We start from the raw sequence: 14,813 nt of genomic DNA on the forward strand, positions 1-14,813 counted from the left end.
TCACTGGGTGGGGGCTCTGTGCCCGGTGACCCCGGACGTCGTTGCCCAGGAACACCCCGACCCTAGGGAGCGCGCACGCCCTCGTGAATCAGCGTTTCCCACATTGTTCATCTCGCGTACATACACGAGGTCGCGTAGGTGTTCCCCCGTACGTACTGCCCGCGGACGTACGTACCCTCAGCGTCCGACGCGGTGCGCGAGCACCGCGAGCTCGACCCGTGAGCGCACCCCGAGCTTGCGGAAGACGCGTCCCAGGTGCACCTCGACCGTCCGGACGGAGAGATAGAGCTGATCCGCCGCCTCACGGTTGGAGCCGCCCTGCACGACGAGGAGCGCGACGTCGAGCTCCCGCTCGGTCAGCTCGTCGGACCATCGCCCGCGCAGCTCGTCGAGCGCGTCGTCGGACACGTCGCTCTCGCGTGCGGCGAGCCGTGGCCTCCCCAGGCCCGACGACGTCGCTCCCGTCCCGGTCCCGGCGCCCCCGGGGGCGCCGGGACCGCCGGGCGGGGCCGCGGTGACCCTGGCGTCGGGCGTCGCGAGACCGTCGTCGAGGAGCGCGAGGACCCGGCCCAGCTCCTCCTGCGCCTGCCGCGCCCACGCCCGGGCGCCCGACTGCGTGAGGAGCTCGACCGCCGAGAGCAGGTGCTCGTGCGCGGCAGGCAGGTCCCCCCACCGGGTGAGGGCGCGCCCCAGGCACAGCTCGGTCCGACCGTGCTCGAACGGTGACGCGATGCCACGACCCGCCGACGCGACCGCGTCGCGCAGCACGACCGCGTCCTCCGAGCGCGCCAGGGCGATCTCCGCGCGGGCGAGCGTCGCGACCCGGTTCGCCGGGGAGAGGTCCTTGGTCTCGACCCTGCGCCGGGCCAGGGCGCGCTCGGCTGCGTCGGGCCGTCCCGCGAGCACCCACGCCTCGACGTCGTCCATGCCCGGCAGGTGCAGCATGTGCGCGCAGTCGCGCCGGTCGGTCTCCGCAGCGAGCTCGAGCAGGGTCGCCGCCTGGGTGTGGTGCCGCGCGAACGACGCCCCGATGGCGCGGTCGACCAGGAGGCCGAGCCGGACGGGGCGCGACGTCGGGCACGAGCACGTCTCCTCGAGCGCCGTCGCGAGCGTCCCGACGCTCCCGTGGACCGCCATGTCGAGGCGCCGTGCGACCGCGACCCCGGTCCCCGCGAACGGCAGACCGACCGGGAGCCGGAAGGCCGCCTCCTCGAGCTCGCGGCGCGCCTTGGTGATGTTCCCCGACCAGAAGTGGACCAGGACCTGAGCGAGACGCAGGTGCGCCTCGACGTACGGGGTCACGGCCCCCGACGGGGTGTCGAACCATCGGCCCCCGGAGTGCACCGGGGCGAGGTTCGCGACCGCGCTCGCGAGCGCCTGGCCCGCGACGTCGAGCGCGTCCTCGTCGGCGAGCGAGAAGGCGCGACTGACCTGGGAGTAGGCCTCCTGCTCCGCGGTGAGGCCCGAGCCCGGAGCGCACGGCCCCTCGCCGCGCTCCCCGACCCCGTAGTTCGCGAGCCAGGCCCGGGTGATGTCCAGTCCCCCGACGCCCTGCGTACAGCGCCGGGCCAGGCGCTTGGCCGCGTCGAACGCCTGGGCGGCTGCGACGCCGTCGCCACGCTCGGCGTGCAGCGTCGCGGCGCTCGTCAGCCCCCGCACGACGTCCCCGATCTCACAGCTCCCTGCGGCCTCGCGCGGGTTCCCGTCCCGGTCGACGCAGCACGTGCACGCGTCGTCGGTGTCGGCGAGCGCGAGGTAGGGCGCGATCACGTCGTCGGGCACCTGCCCCTGGACGTGCGTGAGCGCGACGACCAGCGGGCCGAGGATCCGGGCCGCGCTCACGGTCCCGTCGCAGCGGGCGGCCCGTCGCAGCCAGTCCGCGGCGTCGTGCACGTGCCCGGACTGGAGCGCCGCGGTGCCCGCGAGGACGTACGCCTCCCCGCGCTCGTGCCCCGTGGCCTGGCTGGCGGCCTCGCGCGCCACCTCGTGCGCCCAGACGACGTCACCCCGGTCGAGCAGCCGCTGCGCGAGGGACACCAAGCCGGGGACCAGCGCGGCGTCCCCCGCGAGGGTCGCGAGCGCCGTGTGCCAGGTCGCGATGTCCTGCTCGTCGACCGCGGTGTGGACCGTGGCCAGGCGCAGGTGCGCGGCGGTCTTGTCCGCGAGCCGGGCCTCGCCGTGCACGAGCGACCGGACGCGGGGGTCCGTGAACGCGAACCTCCCCGAGACCAGCGACAGGTGCCCCGAGAGGGGACCGTCCAGGACCTCCTCGATGCTCAGGCCCGAGGCAGCGAGGAGGATGTCGGTGCGCTCGACGACCGCGACGGCCGCGACCAGCAGCGCCCGCAGCTCCTCGGGCGCGAGCTCGGCGAGCCGGTCGCCGAGCAGTCTGCGCACCGCGGGGACCGGCGGCAACGGGTCCGGCAGGATCGCGGTCCCCGCGAGCTGCTCGGTCGAGAGCGTCCGGGCGGTCTGCGAGATCGCCGCAGCGTTCCCCGCGAGGTGCCGCGACAGCCTCGCGGCGACGTGCGGGGCCACGGAGAGCCGCTCCTCGACGAGGAGGAGGTGCAGGGCCTCGGCGGGCCCGAGCGGCGCGAGCTCGCGCACCTCGACCGGGTACGGCAGCGGGCGCTCGAACCCGCCCGGGACCGACGTCGCGAGCAGCACGAGCGAGGCGCGACGCTGGGCCACGAGCCCCAGGATCACGGCCCGGCTGATCTCGTCGACGAGGTGGAGGTCGTCGGCGAGCAGCACGACCGTCCGGTCCGGGACCGCTTCCTCGAGGTACTCGGCGAGCGCCACGGCGCCGACCTCCGGGAGATACCCGTACTCGGGGTCCGCGACGTCGAGCGGGCGCACCAGGCGGTCGGGGACGTCGTGCCCCGTCGCCTGGGCCAGCTGGGAGACGATCGACCGCACCGCTCCCCCCGAACGCTGGGGACCGACGCTCTGCGCGACCCGCAGGACGAGGGGCGCATGGGGGCCCCGCGTCTCGTGGAGCGCCTCGTGGACGAGCTCGAGCGTGGTGCTCGCTCCCATGCCGGGCTCGCCCGACCACACGAAGGCGCCGCGGCCGTCCGCGACGGCGGCCAACGCGAGATCGATCTCCGCCCTGCGCGAGGAGAGCCGCTCAGGCCGGTGCTCGGCGGCCGCGCGGGACGTGCGTCCCTGCTCTGAGGTCAGGAAGTCTTGCTGGCTGGCTGGCATGTCAGACCCTCCCGTCCGGGGCAACGATGGCCGGACGACTCTCAGGAATGTTAACAACCCGACGTAAAGCCAGGCATCCTGTGCTGTTACCCGTGCGTATCCTCGACGGTTTCCCCCGTGGTGGCTTGCCGCCACCTGAGACCAGGTCTAGGGTGACCTCGTCCCTCCGTCCTGACTGCCGAAAGCTCGGTACCTCAGTACGTGCACGGAACCAGAAGCAGATGAGAAGGAGGTGAGAGCGATGCAGGACGGCAGCAGTCATAGATCCCCGCACTGCGCGTTCGCACCCCTTCGTCCTGCCCGCTGACCTTCGTCAGCCCTTCCGGCGGGCCCTCCGGGGGCGGTCGCCAGTGCGCTCCGTGCACCGTTTCCCCCGCCGCTCCTCGACCCCGCGCTCCGGCGCGCCGTCGGGCCCGGCGTCCGGTCGGCACCGTCGAGAGCACGGCGCCGGGAAGGACCAGCATGTCGACGACGACCCACCTCAGCACTGCACGCCCCGCCACGCTCAGCGGTTGCGTGCCGCACCCTCGTGCAGGACGCGGCGACCCCGCACCCGCCCGACCCAACCTCGAACGACAGTCGATCACCTTCACGATCGGCCTCTACCTGTTCATCTGCACGGCCCTGCTCGGGACCCACCTCGTGGCCTCCCGTGCGGACGCGGCTCCCGAGGCCCCCACCACCGCGGTGACCTCGACCACCGGACACGGCGCGACGTCGTCGGGCCGCGGGACCGTGCAGGAGGTGACCCCGTGACCACCACGCCGCCCACCCTGCTCGAGGCCCCCGGCACGCACGGGGCCCCGCTCACGCCGACCACGCGCCCCTCCCCCGCCCCGGGACAGCGTTTCGACCCCCGTACGCTGCGCCGCCACTGGCTCCAGGTCGCGTCCCAGGACCCCGCCGCGCTCCAGCACGCCTGCGACGAGGGGGTCGACTTCGCGGTCGCCGGCGGGCGAGTCTGGGAGACCGACGAGCACGTGTACCTGCCCGTCGTCGCGACGTACCGGCAGGGAGAACGGATCGCCCGCGAGACGCTCGTGTTCGCGCTGTCCCCCGACCGCGTCGCGACCCTGCAACCCACGAGGCACTACCCGATCTTCGACAAGGCCATCGCGCGGATGCGGCGCACGCCGCGGCTCGTCCAGTCGTCCTACGGCGTCATGTACGCCCTCGTGTACGCGCTGAACGAGGCCGCCGAGCGCGTCATCCACCACGCGAGCGACCTGCTCGAGGAGATGTCGGACCAGATCGAGGAGGCCACGCTGGGCTACGACCGACGCGGGCGGGAGATCGGCGTGACCGACATGCAGGGCACCATCTCGCGCATGAACCGGGCCGAGGAGATCGTCTCCAGCACGCAGGAGTCGCAGCTCTCGCTCGCGCGCGCCGCGCGGCACCTGCGCAGCGAGATCGCCGACACGGACCCCGTGCTCGCCGGGCTCGTCGAGACCCTCATCGCGGACATCGACGGCGTCAAGGAGCACGCGAGCTTCGAGCACGACAAGGTCCGCTACCTGCAGCAGGCGATCATGACCTCGCTCGACGTCAAGCAGAACCAGATCGTCAAGGTCTTCACGATCATCACGGCCGTGTTCCTGCCCCCGACGCTCATCACGTCGTTCTACGGCATGAACTTCACGCGCATGCCCGAGCTCGAGTGGGACCTCGGCTTCCCGTGGATCGTGCTCGTGACCCTCGTCGCGGCCGTGATCCCGCTCGTCTACATCAAGCGGCGAGGCTGGCTGCGCTGACCGCTCGCACCCTGCACGTACCCAGGCACGCCGCGCGTGGGTCCCTGTCCGGCCGGGCGGCCCGGGTGTCTGCACCGGACCCGGGCTGCCGGGCTCGGCACGTCCGGACGCGCCGACGCCGTCGGGACCATGACAGGCAGGTCATGGTCCCGACGGCGTCGGGTGCGCAGGGCTCGCGTCAGGTCAGACGCAGGCGCCGACCACACGCCACGGGCTCCAGTACGTCTCGGTGCCCGGAGCGTTGGTGTGGACCCACCAGTTCGCCTGGTAGTTGACGCCCTCGTGCGACGTCACGTCGCCCGCGGTGTAGGTGCCCGCCGCGCTCCACGCGGGGAAGCAGCCGCCGGCGGCCCCGGAGTCGACCGGGCCCCTCGGCGACGCACGGTAGACGTCCGCCGCGGTGCCGACCAGCTCGTCCTCGTAGTCGCCCGCGAGGTCCCACCACATCGAGCCGCCGAGACCCTTCTCCGCGACCCACTTCGCCTTGAACTCGACCGCGCGCGGGGTGTCGACCGACCACCACTCGTTGCCGTCGTAGCGCCACGACGAACCCGTCGCCTCGTCGAAGTACTCGGTGCCCAGGTCACGCAGCTCGAAGTACTGCTTGTTGCCGGCCTCGAACGTGCCGGGGGCCACGCCCGTGGCGTACTGCCAGGCGCCGCTCGTGCCGCCGTCCTCGACGCCGGTCCAGCCGCGCCCGAACGCCGGGATGCCCACCGTGATCTGCTGCGGGTCGACGCCACGGCTCAGGTACACGTCCACACCCTGCTCGACCGAGATGTCCCCCGAGAACGTCGGGTCGTCGTGCAGGTTGGACTGGTGCCCGGCCAGGTTCGGGGACCATCCGCCGTGCAGGTCGTAGCCCTGGATGTTGCCGTAGTCGAGCGACTCGAAGATCGCCGGGGCGTCCCAGCCCGCGTTGATGACCGTCGGGTTCACGGGGATGTACGCCGAGAGGAGGTACTCCTCGCCCTGCGACGCGCCGTACTCGTCGAGCTGCTTGCGGAACTCGGCGAGCAGCGCCGTGAAGTTCGCCTTGTCGTTGACGGGGTCGATGTGGTTCTCGGGGTGCTGCGACCAGTCCGGCGCTCCGGGCCACTCCCAGTCGATGTCGATCCCGTCGAAGACGCCCGCAGCGGCGGCCGGGCCGCCACGACCGTCGATCACGGGCAGGTTGCCCTTGAGGTACAGGTCGATGCACGAGGACACGAGCTTCTCGCGCGACTCGGGCGTGGCGGCGGCCTTCGAGAAGAACTTGGACCAGGTCCAGCCACCGATCGACACGAGCACCTTGGTGTCGGGGTTCTGCTCCTTGAGCTTGCGGAGCTGGTTGAAGTTCCCGGCGAGGGCCTGGTCGGACGTGTCCGCCACCCCGTCGATCGAGTCCTCGGCACTGACCGCGTCGACGAAGTCTGCGCCCGCGACACCCGCACCGTCGTTGCCGCCCACCTCGGGCGTGCCCACCTTGTCGGAGATGAAGCACGAGAGGTCGGTCGGGTGGATGTTCCCGAACGCGTAGTTGACGTGCGTGATCTGGTCGGCCTGGCCGGACTCCTGGAAGTCCTTGACCGTGTAGCCGTAGTTCTCGGGCGCCCACGACATGAAGTAGCCGACGTTGCGGTAGCCGTTGATGTCGTTCTCGCCGTTGGGGCTGGCTGCCGCGGGGGCAGCGGGAGCTGCCGTCGCGCTGCCCGCCGCGACCATGCCGGTCGCCACGAGCGCGAGCGTCGTCGCGGACACCACGGCGCCGACCGCGCGGCGGCGCGCCCGTGAAGGAGTGGTTCGAGTTGCGTGCAAAGGGAGGCCTCTTCGTCTTCCGTGCTGCTGGCCCCGGTCCGTTCCGGAGCCCCAGATGCTGAACTCCTCGAACCTAACCAGGCTCGTGCACGAAAGATGTACGGGTGTTCCACATGGTTCACAGCGGTCACATAAGGGATTTCCCGTAGAAACCATGCGAAGACCTCGAAACGGTACGAATGGTAGCTGTTCGAACGTCTGCCGCTACGCCTCGACCAGGATCGTCACGGGCCCGTCGTTGACGAGCTCGACCTGCATGTCCGCGCCGAACACCCCCGTCGCGACCTCGACCCCCTTGGCGCGCAGCTCGGCGACCACGGCAGCGACGAGCGGCTCCGCGACGTCCCCCTTCGCCGCGCCGTTCCACGACGGCCGTCGGCCCTTCTTGGTGTCCGCATAGAGCGTGAACTGGCTGATCACGAGGACCGGGGCCCTCTCGTCGAGCACCGACCGCTCGTCGCGCAGGATCCGCAGCTCGGCGATCTTGCGCGCGACCAGCTCGACCTGCGAGGGCCCGTCGTCGTGCGTCACGCCCACGAGCGCGACCAGGCCCGGCCGCTCCACCCGGCCCACGACCTCCCCTGCCACGCTCACGCTCGCGCGCGTGACCCGCTGCACGAGGGCCCTCATGAGGCGCGGCCCGCAGAGAACGCGGCGCGCACCTCGCCCACGGGCGCTCCCCCGCCCAGGACCGGGGTGCGGCCCAGGCGGTCGAGCGCGGCGGCGTCGGCGCCGAGGAGATCGCCCGCACCGAGCGCCGCGAGCGCGGCGACGAGCACCGCGGGCCGCGGGCGCGGCGACCCGTCGAGGACCTTGAACGCGAGCGCACGACCGTCGGGCAGCCCGGCCCCGTACACGCCGTCCGCGCCGTCCTTGGCCACGAGCCCGGGGACGGCCCGCATCACATCGGTCGCATCCCGACCGGTCCCACCGACCATCTCCGGGAACGAGGACATCGCACGGGCGACCTGGGCCTCGGGCGACGTCGGATCGGTGACGGGCGCACCGGCCAGCCGGCCGAAGGCCCGGGCCATGCCCTGCAAGGTCGTCGAGAACAACGGGGCGCCGCAGCCGTCCACGGTGACGTGGAGCCCGGACGCGTCGTCGCCCGTGAGCTCGAGCAGCGTCTCGCGGATCGCGACCTGCAGCGGGTGCGCAGGATCGAGGTACGTCTCGGTGTCCCAGCCCGCCGCGACGCAGGTCGCGAGCATCGCGGCGTGCTTGCCCGAGCAGTTCTGCGTGATCGACGCGGGCCCGTTGCCCTGCTCCTGCCAGGCGAACGCGGCAGGCGGGTACACGGGCATGTCCGGGGTGTTGCGCAGTGCGGACTCGTCGAGGCCCGCCCCCGCGAGGATCTCGCGTGCACCCGCAAGATGGAAGTCCTCGGCGTTGTGGCTCGCGGCGGCCAGCGCCAGGAGGCGCGGCGGCAGCGACAGCCCGTGACGGAGCATGGCGACGGCCTGGAACGGCTTGACCGACGAGCGGGGCCAGATCACGGTCGACGGGTCGCCCACCGCGAGATCGACACCACCCGACGCATCGAGCGTGACCAGGTGGCCCAGGTGCACGGACTCGACCAGGTCGCCCCGGACCACCTCGGCGAGCGGAGCGGCCGAGCGCAGCACGGGGGTCACCACCCGCCCGGACGGCCGCCGCGCGACCCGCCGGAGCCTCCCGTACCGCGCCCGAACCCGTAGGGCTTCAGCCGCGGGCGCACGTCGACCAGGTAGATGAAGGCGGGGACGAGCGCGATGAGGTTGAAGAAGCTCGTGCTGGTCCACATCATCGGCGGCAGACCGAGGAACCCGATCGCCGCCGCGACGCCCAGGATCGCCGACCAGATCGGCTTGGTGAGCTTTCCCTCGGCCGTGAACCCGTTCGCGGGACGCCGGAGCGCATCGATGAGCGCGACCGCCTGGGCGACGAACACCACGACCGCGAGGATGATGAGGACGAACAACTGGGCTCCACCGAAGCTGATCACGCTCCGAGCCTACGGCAGGACGCGCAGCGACTCCGCGCGGGCAGCCGCGGCCACCCGCTCGTCCCACACCGCGAAGATCGCGTCGTCGTGCCGCAGCGTCAGCGCCGAGGCCAGGTGGACGGCGTCGGCCCCGCGCAGCGCGTGACAGTCAGCCCCCGCGAGGGCGCTCGCGCGGTCCAGGATGCCCGGGGAGACCTCGACCAGGTGCAGTGCGGGCCACAGCAGGTCCCACGTCGCGAGCGCCTCTGCCCGCTCGGCCGCGTCGAGGACCCCCGAACGCTCCCCCGCGGCGAGGGCCGCCCGGACCTCGGTGTCGGACAGCCGACTCGTGGTGACCACGTCCGCGCGGTTCCAGAGCGCGCTGGCCAGCTCGGAGCCAGGCTCAGCCACGCACAGCTTCACGAGCGCGCTCGCGTCGAAGTAGACCAGTGCCACGGGGACCGCCGGTCAGCGTCGGATGCGGCGCACGAGGCCCGACATCGCCGACTGCTTCGCGGCCGGGCGTGCCGGCGGCGTGTGGACAGGGCGCTCCTCGGTGGCCGGCGTCAGGAGCCCGTCCCTGGTCAGCGACGTGATGAGGTCCGCGCTCCCCACCGCGCTCAGCCGCGCCACGGGGATGCCGCGCTCGGTGATCACCACGTCCTCTCCGTCACGTGCCCGCTCGATCCACGACTTCAGCTCGGCCCGCAGGGCGCTGACGGAAACCTCCATCCCCTGAAGGTACCGGCACGTGCCCGGATTGCGTAGACCTCCACGCGATCGGATCTCGCGGACCTCGGGGCGCCGCTCAGAGCTCGGTGAGCGCCTCGCGCGCCTCGCGCGGCGACATCCCCGCGGCCTCGAGCGTGTCGACGATCGGGGACCGCAGGAGCATGACGAGCGACTGGACCTGCCAGTCGCCCGCGCCCACGGTCCTCGGGTCCGCCGCGGCGGCCGTCTCCGCGAGGATCTCGCGAGCCGTGACCGGGTCCTTGCCCGCCCCGATGGCCTCGGCCAGCACCCGGGTCCCCGCCGCGTACCGGTCGACGATGGCCGCGACGGGCAGGAGGTCGTGCTCGGGTCCGGCGACCGGGCGGGAACGGCGTGCGAGCACCCGGACGCTGCGCATCGCCCGGTCGACCAGGACCGCCTTGCGCTCGAGGTCGCCCAGCTCGGCGCGGTGCTTGCGACCCACGGCGCTCACGCGCGACAGCTCCTGGGCGCTGGTCGCGGTGGCCTGCCACTCCTCGAGCGCCGGCTCGGACGCCCGGCCGCGCACGAGCGCGGCGTCCAGGTCGTCCACGTCGCCCGAGCGGAACCCCCGCGCGAGCAGCTCGAGCGTCTCGGCGAGCTCGGTGGTCGCCTCGTCCCCCAGGATGCGGGGTCGACGGCGTGGGTCCCCCGGCGTCAGCGTCGCGGCGAGCAGGGCGATCGCCCCGCCTACGAGGGCGTCCACGAGCCGCCCGCCGGGGCCGCCCGTCTGTGCGGCGGGAAGCCCCACGATGACGATCGCCTGCACTCCCGCCTGCGTCGCCAGCAGAGCACCGCGGTCGATGAAGCGAGCGACCAGGGCCGAGGTCGCGAGCACGACCGCGACCTGCCACCACCCCGAGCCGATGAAGTGCACGATCAGGTCGCCCAGGCCCACGCCCACCGCGACCCCGATCGCGAGCTCGCCCACCTTGCGGACCTGCCGGTCCAGGCTGAACCCGAGGCACACCCACACCGAGACGGGTGCGAAGAACGGGTACGGGTGACCGAACACGTAGTGCGCGATCCCGTACGCGATCCCGGCCGCGAGCGAGGCCTGGATGATGGGCCAGAACGCCGCCCGGACCCGGGAGCGCCCCTGGCGGAGCCGGGCGCGGAGCAGCAGCCGCCGGAACGCCTTGCGAGCCGTCTCGACGGCCCCCGGCTCCGGCAGCGCCGTCCCGTCGGAGGCGTCCCGCGACTGCGTCATGTGCTCCTGCTCACCGGGTCTCGGCGACCCGGCGGAACCCGGTGTCAGTCCATGCAGTGGTAGCGGCAGGCCGCGACGCGGTCATCAGATCATGCTCCGGGGGGCGTCCTGCCCGCGGGGCGTGATCCCGCGCGCCACGGGACCGCGCGGGGCCGGACGGTCGACCGAGACCCCTTCGCCCGGGACGACGACCTCCTGGGCAGCCGCCACGGCGCCGCCGTCGCAGTCGACCACGAGCTCGACGTCCTCGGGGGCGCTGCGCTTGAGGACCGCGAGCGCGATGGGACCGAGCTCGTGGTGCCGCGCGACCGACGTCACGTTGCCGACCGGGCGCCCCGGGGACGCGACCCCGTCCGGGCCGGGTTCGCCTGGAAGCCGGACCTCGGCACCCGCGACGGGCAGCAGGTGACCCGAGCCGTCGAGGTGGAGCATCACGAGGCGGCGCGGGGGCCGACCCATGTTGTGCACGCGCGCGATCGTCTCCTGCCCGCGGTAGCAGCCCTTGTTCAGGTGGACCGCGGTCCGGAGCCAGTCGAGCTCGTGCGGGATCGAGCGGTGGTCCACCTCGTTCGCGAGACGAGGACGCCACGCCTCGACGCGCAGGGCCTCGCTCGCCCAGGTCCCTGCCAGCCGCCAGCCGGCCGCCTCGCGGGACGCGACGGCGTCGGGCAGCTCGGCACGAGGCACCAGGACGAGCCGCCACGCACGGTGCGCGCCGGGGTGCTCGTCGTCCGCCGGGCCGTAGCGCGTACCTCCGGGCGCGGTGCGCGGCCAGGGGTCGCGCCAGGTGACGGGCTCGCCCTCGGCGCCCTCTGCGTCACGGGGCTCGCCCAGCACCGCGATCTCGTCCGTCATGTCGGTGATCTCGACGCGCAGCGCGAACTTCATGCGGTCGAGCCAGGCCGCGAGGGTCGGGGCGTGCGACCCCTCGGTCACGAGCCACGTGGACTCGCCGTCGTCCACGACGCCTGCGGAGTGCTCGACGTGCCCCTGGGGGCTCAGGACGAGCAGCTCGGTCGAGGTCCGGGGGGCGAGCCCCAGCAGGTTCTGCGACGTGATCGAGTTCAGCCAGGTGAGGCGGTCGGGACCCTTGACGCGCACCACGCCGTGGTGCGAGAGGTCGACGACGGCGCCGCCCGCCTCGAGCGCACGCTGCTCACCCGTGGGGTCGCCGTAGTGCCAGGCGACACCCGCGTCCGGTCCCGAGCCTGCGACCGCACCGGGGCGAGCCAGCAGCGGGCTCGTCCGGGTGGGGGCCTCGGCCTGGGGTGCGTCTTCGGTGCCAGCAGTCACGATCGAACAACCTCCTCGGCGCCGCGGTGGGCGCGCACGTCCGTCCGGCCGCGCGGTGGCGACGGCCGTACCTCACACGTCGGACGGGCTACAGGCGGTCCAGCTTCGCCGACGCATACGACTGCAACGACTGACCGAAGGCCGCCAATTCCCAGACCCACATGAGCTGGCCCTGCACGTTGCCGTACAGGCGGTTGGACGCCGACACCTCGGCGGACGTCGAGGTGCGCACCATGGCGTCGCTCGACAGGTCCACGCGGCCGTTGCCGACCACGCCCAGGTACAGGGTCATGCGTCCCGACGGGTCCGCGATCATGACCTCGATCGCGGACTTGTCCTCGGGCAGGCCCTCGGGGCGCTCCGGGGACACGCGCCAATACCCGGTCTCCGTGGACCAGATCCGCCCGGGCGCGAGGTGGCCCTCGGTGCTCGGCTCGGTCGAGTCGCTCGACGGGTCGGCCTCGGGGTCGGCAGGCTGGTCCGCGGTCCAGGACTCTGGCACGGTCTCCGGGACCTCCGTCTCGAGGACGCGGATCGTCGACTCGTAGCGCAGGTAGGGGCCGCCGTCGTGGTCGAACGTCACGTCCTGGACGAATGGTGTCTCGGGGATGCCCGGGTAGGCGATGACCCCCTCGCCGCGCCACGAACCCACGAGCCATGCGAGCGGGTAGGCCTCGGGGGCGAGCCCCTCAGGGAACGCGAAAGCCATCTGGTGGTACCTCCGGCGGTGCCGGTCCCGTGGACCGGTGGGTGACGACAGGGAGAGGGGACCTGGGTCCCGTCGGGCGACGGACGCCCGGCGTGACGATCAGGTCAGCGCTGACCCTGGTACAGCTTGTAGACGACGAACCCGGCGAACCACGTGATGGTCACGGTCGCGGCGATCAGCAGTCCCAGGAAGATGAGCTCGAGTGCATGCGTGGACATGTCGCCGATCCTACCTTCCGGCCTCTAGGCTCGCGCACGTGACCACCGAGCCCACCCTGCCGCAGCCCACGACCGTCCCCTCCCAGCGCTCCCTGGTCGTCAAGACGACCTCGGGGCTCGAACGCCCCGAGGCGACCAACCAGGCGTTCACGGTCGCTGCCGCGGCCGTCGCCGCGGGGGTCGAGGTGAGCGTGTGGCTGACCGGGGAGTCCGCGTGGTTCGGGCTGCCGGGGCGCGCGAGCGAGCTCGAGCTCGAGCACGCGGCGGCGCTGCCGGACCTGCTCGCGGTCATCCTCGAGGCCGGGACCGTCACGGTCTGCACGCAGTGCGCGGTACGACGCGGCATCACCGAGGCAGACCTGCTGCCCGGCGTGCGGATCGCGGGGGCCGCGGTGTTCGTCGAGGAGACGCTGCGCCCGGGGGCGCAGGCGCTGGTCTACTGAGGGAGTGCGGCGGCGGTGCCGAGCTGCCGAGCTGCCGAGCTGCCGAGCTGCCGAGTTGCCGAGCTGGCTCAGGGACCTGGCGGCGCCCACGCAGGCGACCGCCCCCCCGGCCCGTCGACCCGTCGGCCCGTCGGCCCCGGCGTAGTTGTCAGAACTGAGCCGGGCGATACCCCGGCCACGTTCTGACAACTCATCGAGCCGCGCTGCGACAGCTCACCGAGCCCCGAGCCCTCAGCCCTCGACCCGGATCCCCAGCTCGACCGCGAACAGCGGAGCGAGGTCCACGAGCTGCGCCGGGCTCACCGTCGCCCCGGCAAGCCTCTCGATGCTCGTGATCCGGCGCAGCGCCGCGCCGCGCAGGTCGACGTGCACCAGACGGGCGCTCGCCAGGACCAGGTGGTCGACCGCCGTGTCCTCGAACGCGACCCGGGTGGCCTGGGCGTTCGTCAGGTCGAGCTCGTCGACCGTGCAGCGCGTGAGCCGCAGGTCGCGGACCGTCGCGCCCCGCAGGTTGACGTAGCCGAGCTTGCAGTCGACGAGCTCGACCGACCGCCACCCCGACTCGTAGAGCTCGGCCGACCCGATCCGCGAACCGTCCAGGACCACGTCGTGCCACACCGAGCGCGGTGCGCTGAGCACGGGCGCGTCGATCCTCTCGAGCCGCGACTCGCTGAACGTCGCGGCGCGCAGGTCGGCCTGGTGGAGCGAGAGCCCGACGAGGTCACAACGTTCGAACGTGATGTCCGAGAGGTCCGCGTGGGACAGGTCCGCACCCTCGAACCGCTCGTCGTGGCGGCGTTCCTCGGCCCCGAGAACTGTAGCGTCGCCGGGCGTCCTGACCCCGGCACGCAGCCTCTTGATCCTGGGCGGGACGGTGGTCACGGGGCTGGGCTGTGCTGGCACCGCTCGACCCTACGCTGCGCACGCACGCGCGCCGAGACGTCGCGCGCGCCGGTCCGACCCGCCACCGGCACGAGCGACGAGGCGGCGCGGAGCGTCAGCGAGCGGGCGCGAACCGGCGGATCAGCAGGTACATCTCGCACCCGAGGCACAGCCCGAACGCCGCGTTGAGCACCGCCGCGACGAGAGCGAGAGCCGCGGCGATCGGCACTGCCACGAGGGACACCGTGAAGCCCAGGACCACGCCGACCCCGGTGATGACGAACCCGACCCCCTGCGCGAAGCGAGGGGGACGCGGGTCCTCGCGCTCCGCCGTCGGGCCGAGGCGAGGCTGGACGAAGGTCTTGAAGACCCATCCCTGCCACGTGCCCTGCGCCCCGCGCAGCGTCCCGAGCAGGAAGCTCAGAGCGATGAACGTCAGGACCCACAGCGCGGCCTCGGACGAACCCAGGAGGAGGGTGACCGCGAGCAGCAGCGCGGTGATCCCTGCCCCGACCCGGGGACCTCGCGGGTCGATGCCCTGTGGCGCGCTCACTGCGGGGGTGGACTCGTGCGACATGCGGGCTCCT

Annotated in this window: 15 protein-coding genes; 3 read left to right on the plus strand and 12 right to left on the minus strand. The window is 72.9% G+C overall.

All coding sequences use genetic code 11. The features are described from left to right. Positions 1-177: 177 nt before the first annotated feature. Positions 178-3,207, minus strand: coding sequence for a helix-turn-helix transcriptional regulator (locus ACIPWA_RS07765; protein ID WP_400289288.1), 3,030 nt, complete (start codon positions 3,205-3,207; stop codon positions 178-180). Positions 3,208-3,669: 462 nt separating this feature from the next. Between ACIPWA_RS07765 and ACIPWA_RS07770 the strand changes: the two genes are divergently transcribed. Together ACIPWA_RS07770 and ACIPWA_RS07775 are read left to right on the plus strand one after the other, a co-directional pair. Next, positions 3,670-3,963, plus strand: coding sequence for a hypothetical protein (locus tag ACIPWA_RS07770; RefSeq protein WP_400289290.1), 294 nt, complete (start codon positions 3,670-3,672; stop codon positions 3,961-3,963). Continuing rightward, positions 3,960-4,961: a CorA family divalent cation transporter gene (locus tag ACIPWA_RS07775; RefSeq protein ID WP_056645132.1), complete on the plus strand. Its 1,002-nt coding sequence runs from the start codon at positions 3,960-3,962 to the stop codon at positions 4,959-4,961. Before ACIPWA_RS07770 ends, ACIPWA_RS07775 begins: the two co-directional genes overlap by 4 nt. Before the next feature lie 183 nt (positions 4,962-5,144). Here ACIPWA_RS07775 and ACIPWA_RS07780 read toward each other — a convergent pair whose 3' ends face one another. The 9 genes from ACIPWA_RS07780 to ACIPWA_RS07820 form a co-directional block, all read right to left on the minus strand. Beyond that, positions 5,145-6,758, minus strand: a complete 1,614-nt coding sequence (locus ACIPWA_RS07780) for a glycosyl hydrolase family 18 protein (RefSeq protein ID WP_400289293.1) — start codon at positions 6,756-6,758, stop codon at positions 5,145-5,147. Positions 6,759-6,962: 204 nt separating this feature from the next. Next, on the minus strand, positions 6,963-7,388 hold the full coding sequence (gene dtd / locus ACIPWA_RS07785) for a D-aminoacyl-tRNA deacylase (RefSeq protein ID WP_400289295.1): 426 nt from the start codon (positions 7,386-7,388) through the stop codon (positions 6,963-6,965). Continuing rightward, positions 7,385-8,392 carry an asparaginase gene (locus ACIPWA_RS07790; protein ID WP_400289666.1) on the minus strand — a complete coding sequence of 336 codons (1,008 nt, stop codon included), beginning with the start codon at positions 8,390-8,392 and terminating at the stop codon, positions 7,385-7,387. Before ACIPWA_RS07790 ends, dtd begins: the two co-directional genes overlap by 4 nt. Continuing rightward, positions 8,389-8,742 carry a DUF2516 family protein gene (locus ACIPWA_RS07795; RefSeq protein WP_400289297.1) on the minus strand — a complete coding sequence of 118 codons (354 nt, stop codon included), beginning with the start codon at positions 8,740-8,742 and terminating at the stop codon, positions 8,389-8,391. Before ACIPWA_RS07795 ends, ACIPWA_RS07790 begins: the two co-directional genes overlap by 4 nt. Positions 8,743-8,751: 9 nt before the next feature. Continuing rightward, the gene (locus ACIPWA_RS07800) at positions 8,752-9,177 is read right to left on the minus strand and encodes a type II toxin-antitoxin system VapC family toxin (RefSeq protein ID WP_400289300.1); all 426 of its coding nucleotides are present in this window, start codon (positions 9,175-9,177) and stop codon (positions 8,752-8,754) included. A gap of 12 nt (positions 9,178-9,189) precedes the next feature. Then, on the minus strand, positions 9,190-9,453 hold the full coding sequence (locus ACIPWA_RS07805; RefSeq protein ID WP_056645128.1) for a type II toxin-antitoxin system Phd/YefM family antitoxin: 264 nt from the start codon (positions 9,451-9,453) through the stop codon (positions 9,190-9,192). Positions 9,454-9,529: 76 nt separating this feature from the next. Beyond that, positions 9,530-10,681 carry an FUSC family protein gene (locus ACIPWA_RS07810; protein WP_082849241.1) on the minus strand — a complete coding sequence of 384 codons (1,152 nt, stop codon included), beginning with the start codon at positions 10,679-10,681 and terminating at the stop codon, positions 9,530-9,532. Between the two features lie 84 nt (positions 10,682-10,765). Beyond that, on the minus strand, positions 10,766-11,974 hold the full coding sequence (gene ygfZ, locus ACIPWA_RS07815) for a CAF17-like 4Fe-4S cluster assembly/insertion protein YgfZ (RefSeq protein WP_400289303.1): 1,209 nt from the start codon (positions 11,972-11,974) through the stop codon (positions 10,766-10,768). Between the two features lie 88 nt (positions 11,975-12,062). Next, entirely contained in the window at positions 12,063-12,683 is a 621-nt protein-coding gene (locus ACIPWA_RS07820) for a heme-binding beta-barrel domain-containing protein (RefSeq protein ID WP_056645126.1), read from the minus strand. 256 nt (positions 12,684-12,939) lie between these two features. Here ACIPWA_RS07820 and ACIPWA_RS07825 point away from each other — a divergent pair, with 256 nt between their 5' ends. Beyond that, a complete protein-coding gene (locus ACIPWA_RS07825) occupies positions 12,940-13,344 on the plus strand; it encodes a DsrE family protein (protein ID WP_400289305.1) in 405 nt (134 codons plus the stop codon). 231 nt (positions 13,345-13,575) lie between these two features. Here the strand turns inward: ACIPWA_RS07825 and ACIPWA_RS07830 are convergent, their stop codons facing one another. Both ACIPWA_RS07830 and ACIPWA_RS07835 read right to left on the minus strand, forming a co-directional pair. Then, on the minus strand, positions 13,576-14,247 hold the full coding sequence (locus tag ACIPWA_RS07830; RefSeq protein ID WP_400289307.1) for a pentapeptide repeat-containing protein: 672 nt from the start codon (positions 14,245-14,247) through the stop codon (positions 13,576-13,578). 94 nt (positions 14,248-14,341) lie between these two features. Then, positions 14,342-14,803 carry a DUF4395 domain-containing protein gene (locus ACIPWA_RS07835; protein WP_400289309.1) on the minus strand — a complete coding sequence of 154 codons (462 nt, stop codon included), beginning with the start codon at positions 14,801-14,803 and terminating at the stop codon, positions 14,342-14,344. Between the last annotated feature and the right edge of the window lie 10 nt (positions 14,804-14,813).

This window comes from Oerskovia enterophila (assembly GCF_044748475.1).
GTDB classification, from domain to species: Bacteria; Actinomycetota; Actinomycetes; order Actinomycetales; family Cellulomonadaceae; genus Oerskovia; species Oerskovia enterophila.

Bases quoted from the DNA above. Each gene is read 5' to 3' on its own strand.
- ACIPWA_RS07765 (WP_400289288.1), bottom strand. From the start codon at position 3,207: ATGCCAGCCAGCCAGCAAGACTTCCTGACCTCAGAGCAGGGACGCACG.
- ACIPWA_RS07770 (WP_400289290.1), top strand. From the start codon at position 3,670: ATGTCGACGACGACCCACCTCAGCACTGCACGCCCCGCCACGCTCAGC.
- dtd (WP_400289295.1), bottom strand. From the start codon at position 7,388: ATGAGGGCCCTCGTGCAGCGGGTCACGCGCGCGAGCGTGAGCGTGGCA.
- ACIPWA_RS07805 (WP_056645128.1), bottom strand. From the start codon at position 9,453: ATGGAGGTTTCCGTCAGCGCCCTGCGGGCCGAGCTGAAGTCGTGGATC.
- ACIPWA_RS07810 (WP_082849241.1), bottom strand. From the start codon at position 10,681: ATGACGCAGTCGCGGGACGCCTCCGACGGGACGGCGCTGCCGGAGCCG.
- ACIPWA_RS07820 (WP_056645126.1), bottom strand. From the start codon at position 12,683: ATGGCTTTCGCGTTCCCTGAGGGGCTCGCCCCCGAGGCCTACCCGCTC.
- ACIPWA_RS07835 (WP_400289309.1), bottom strand. From the start codon at position 14,803: ATGTCGCACGAGTCCACCCCCGCAGTGAGCGCGCCACAGGGCATCGAC.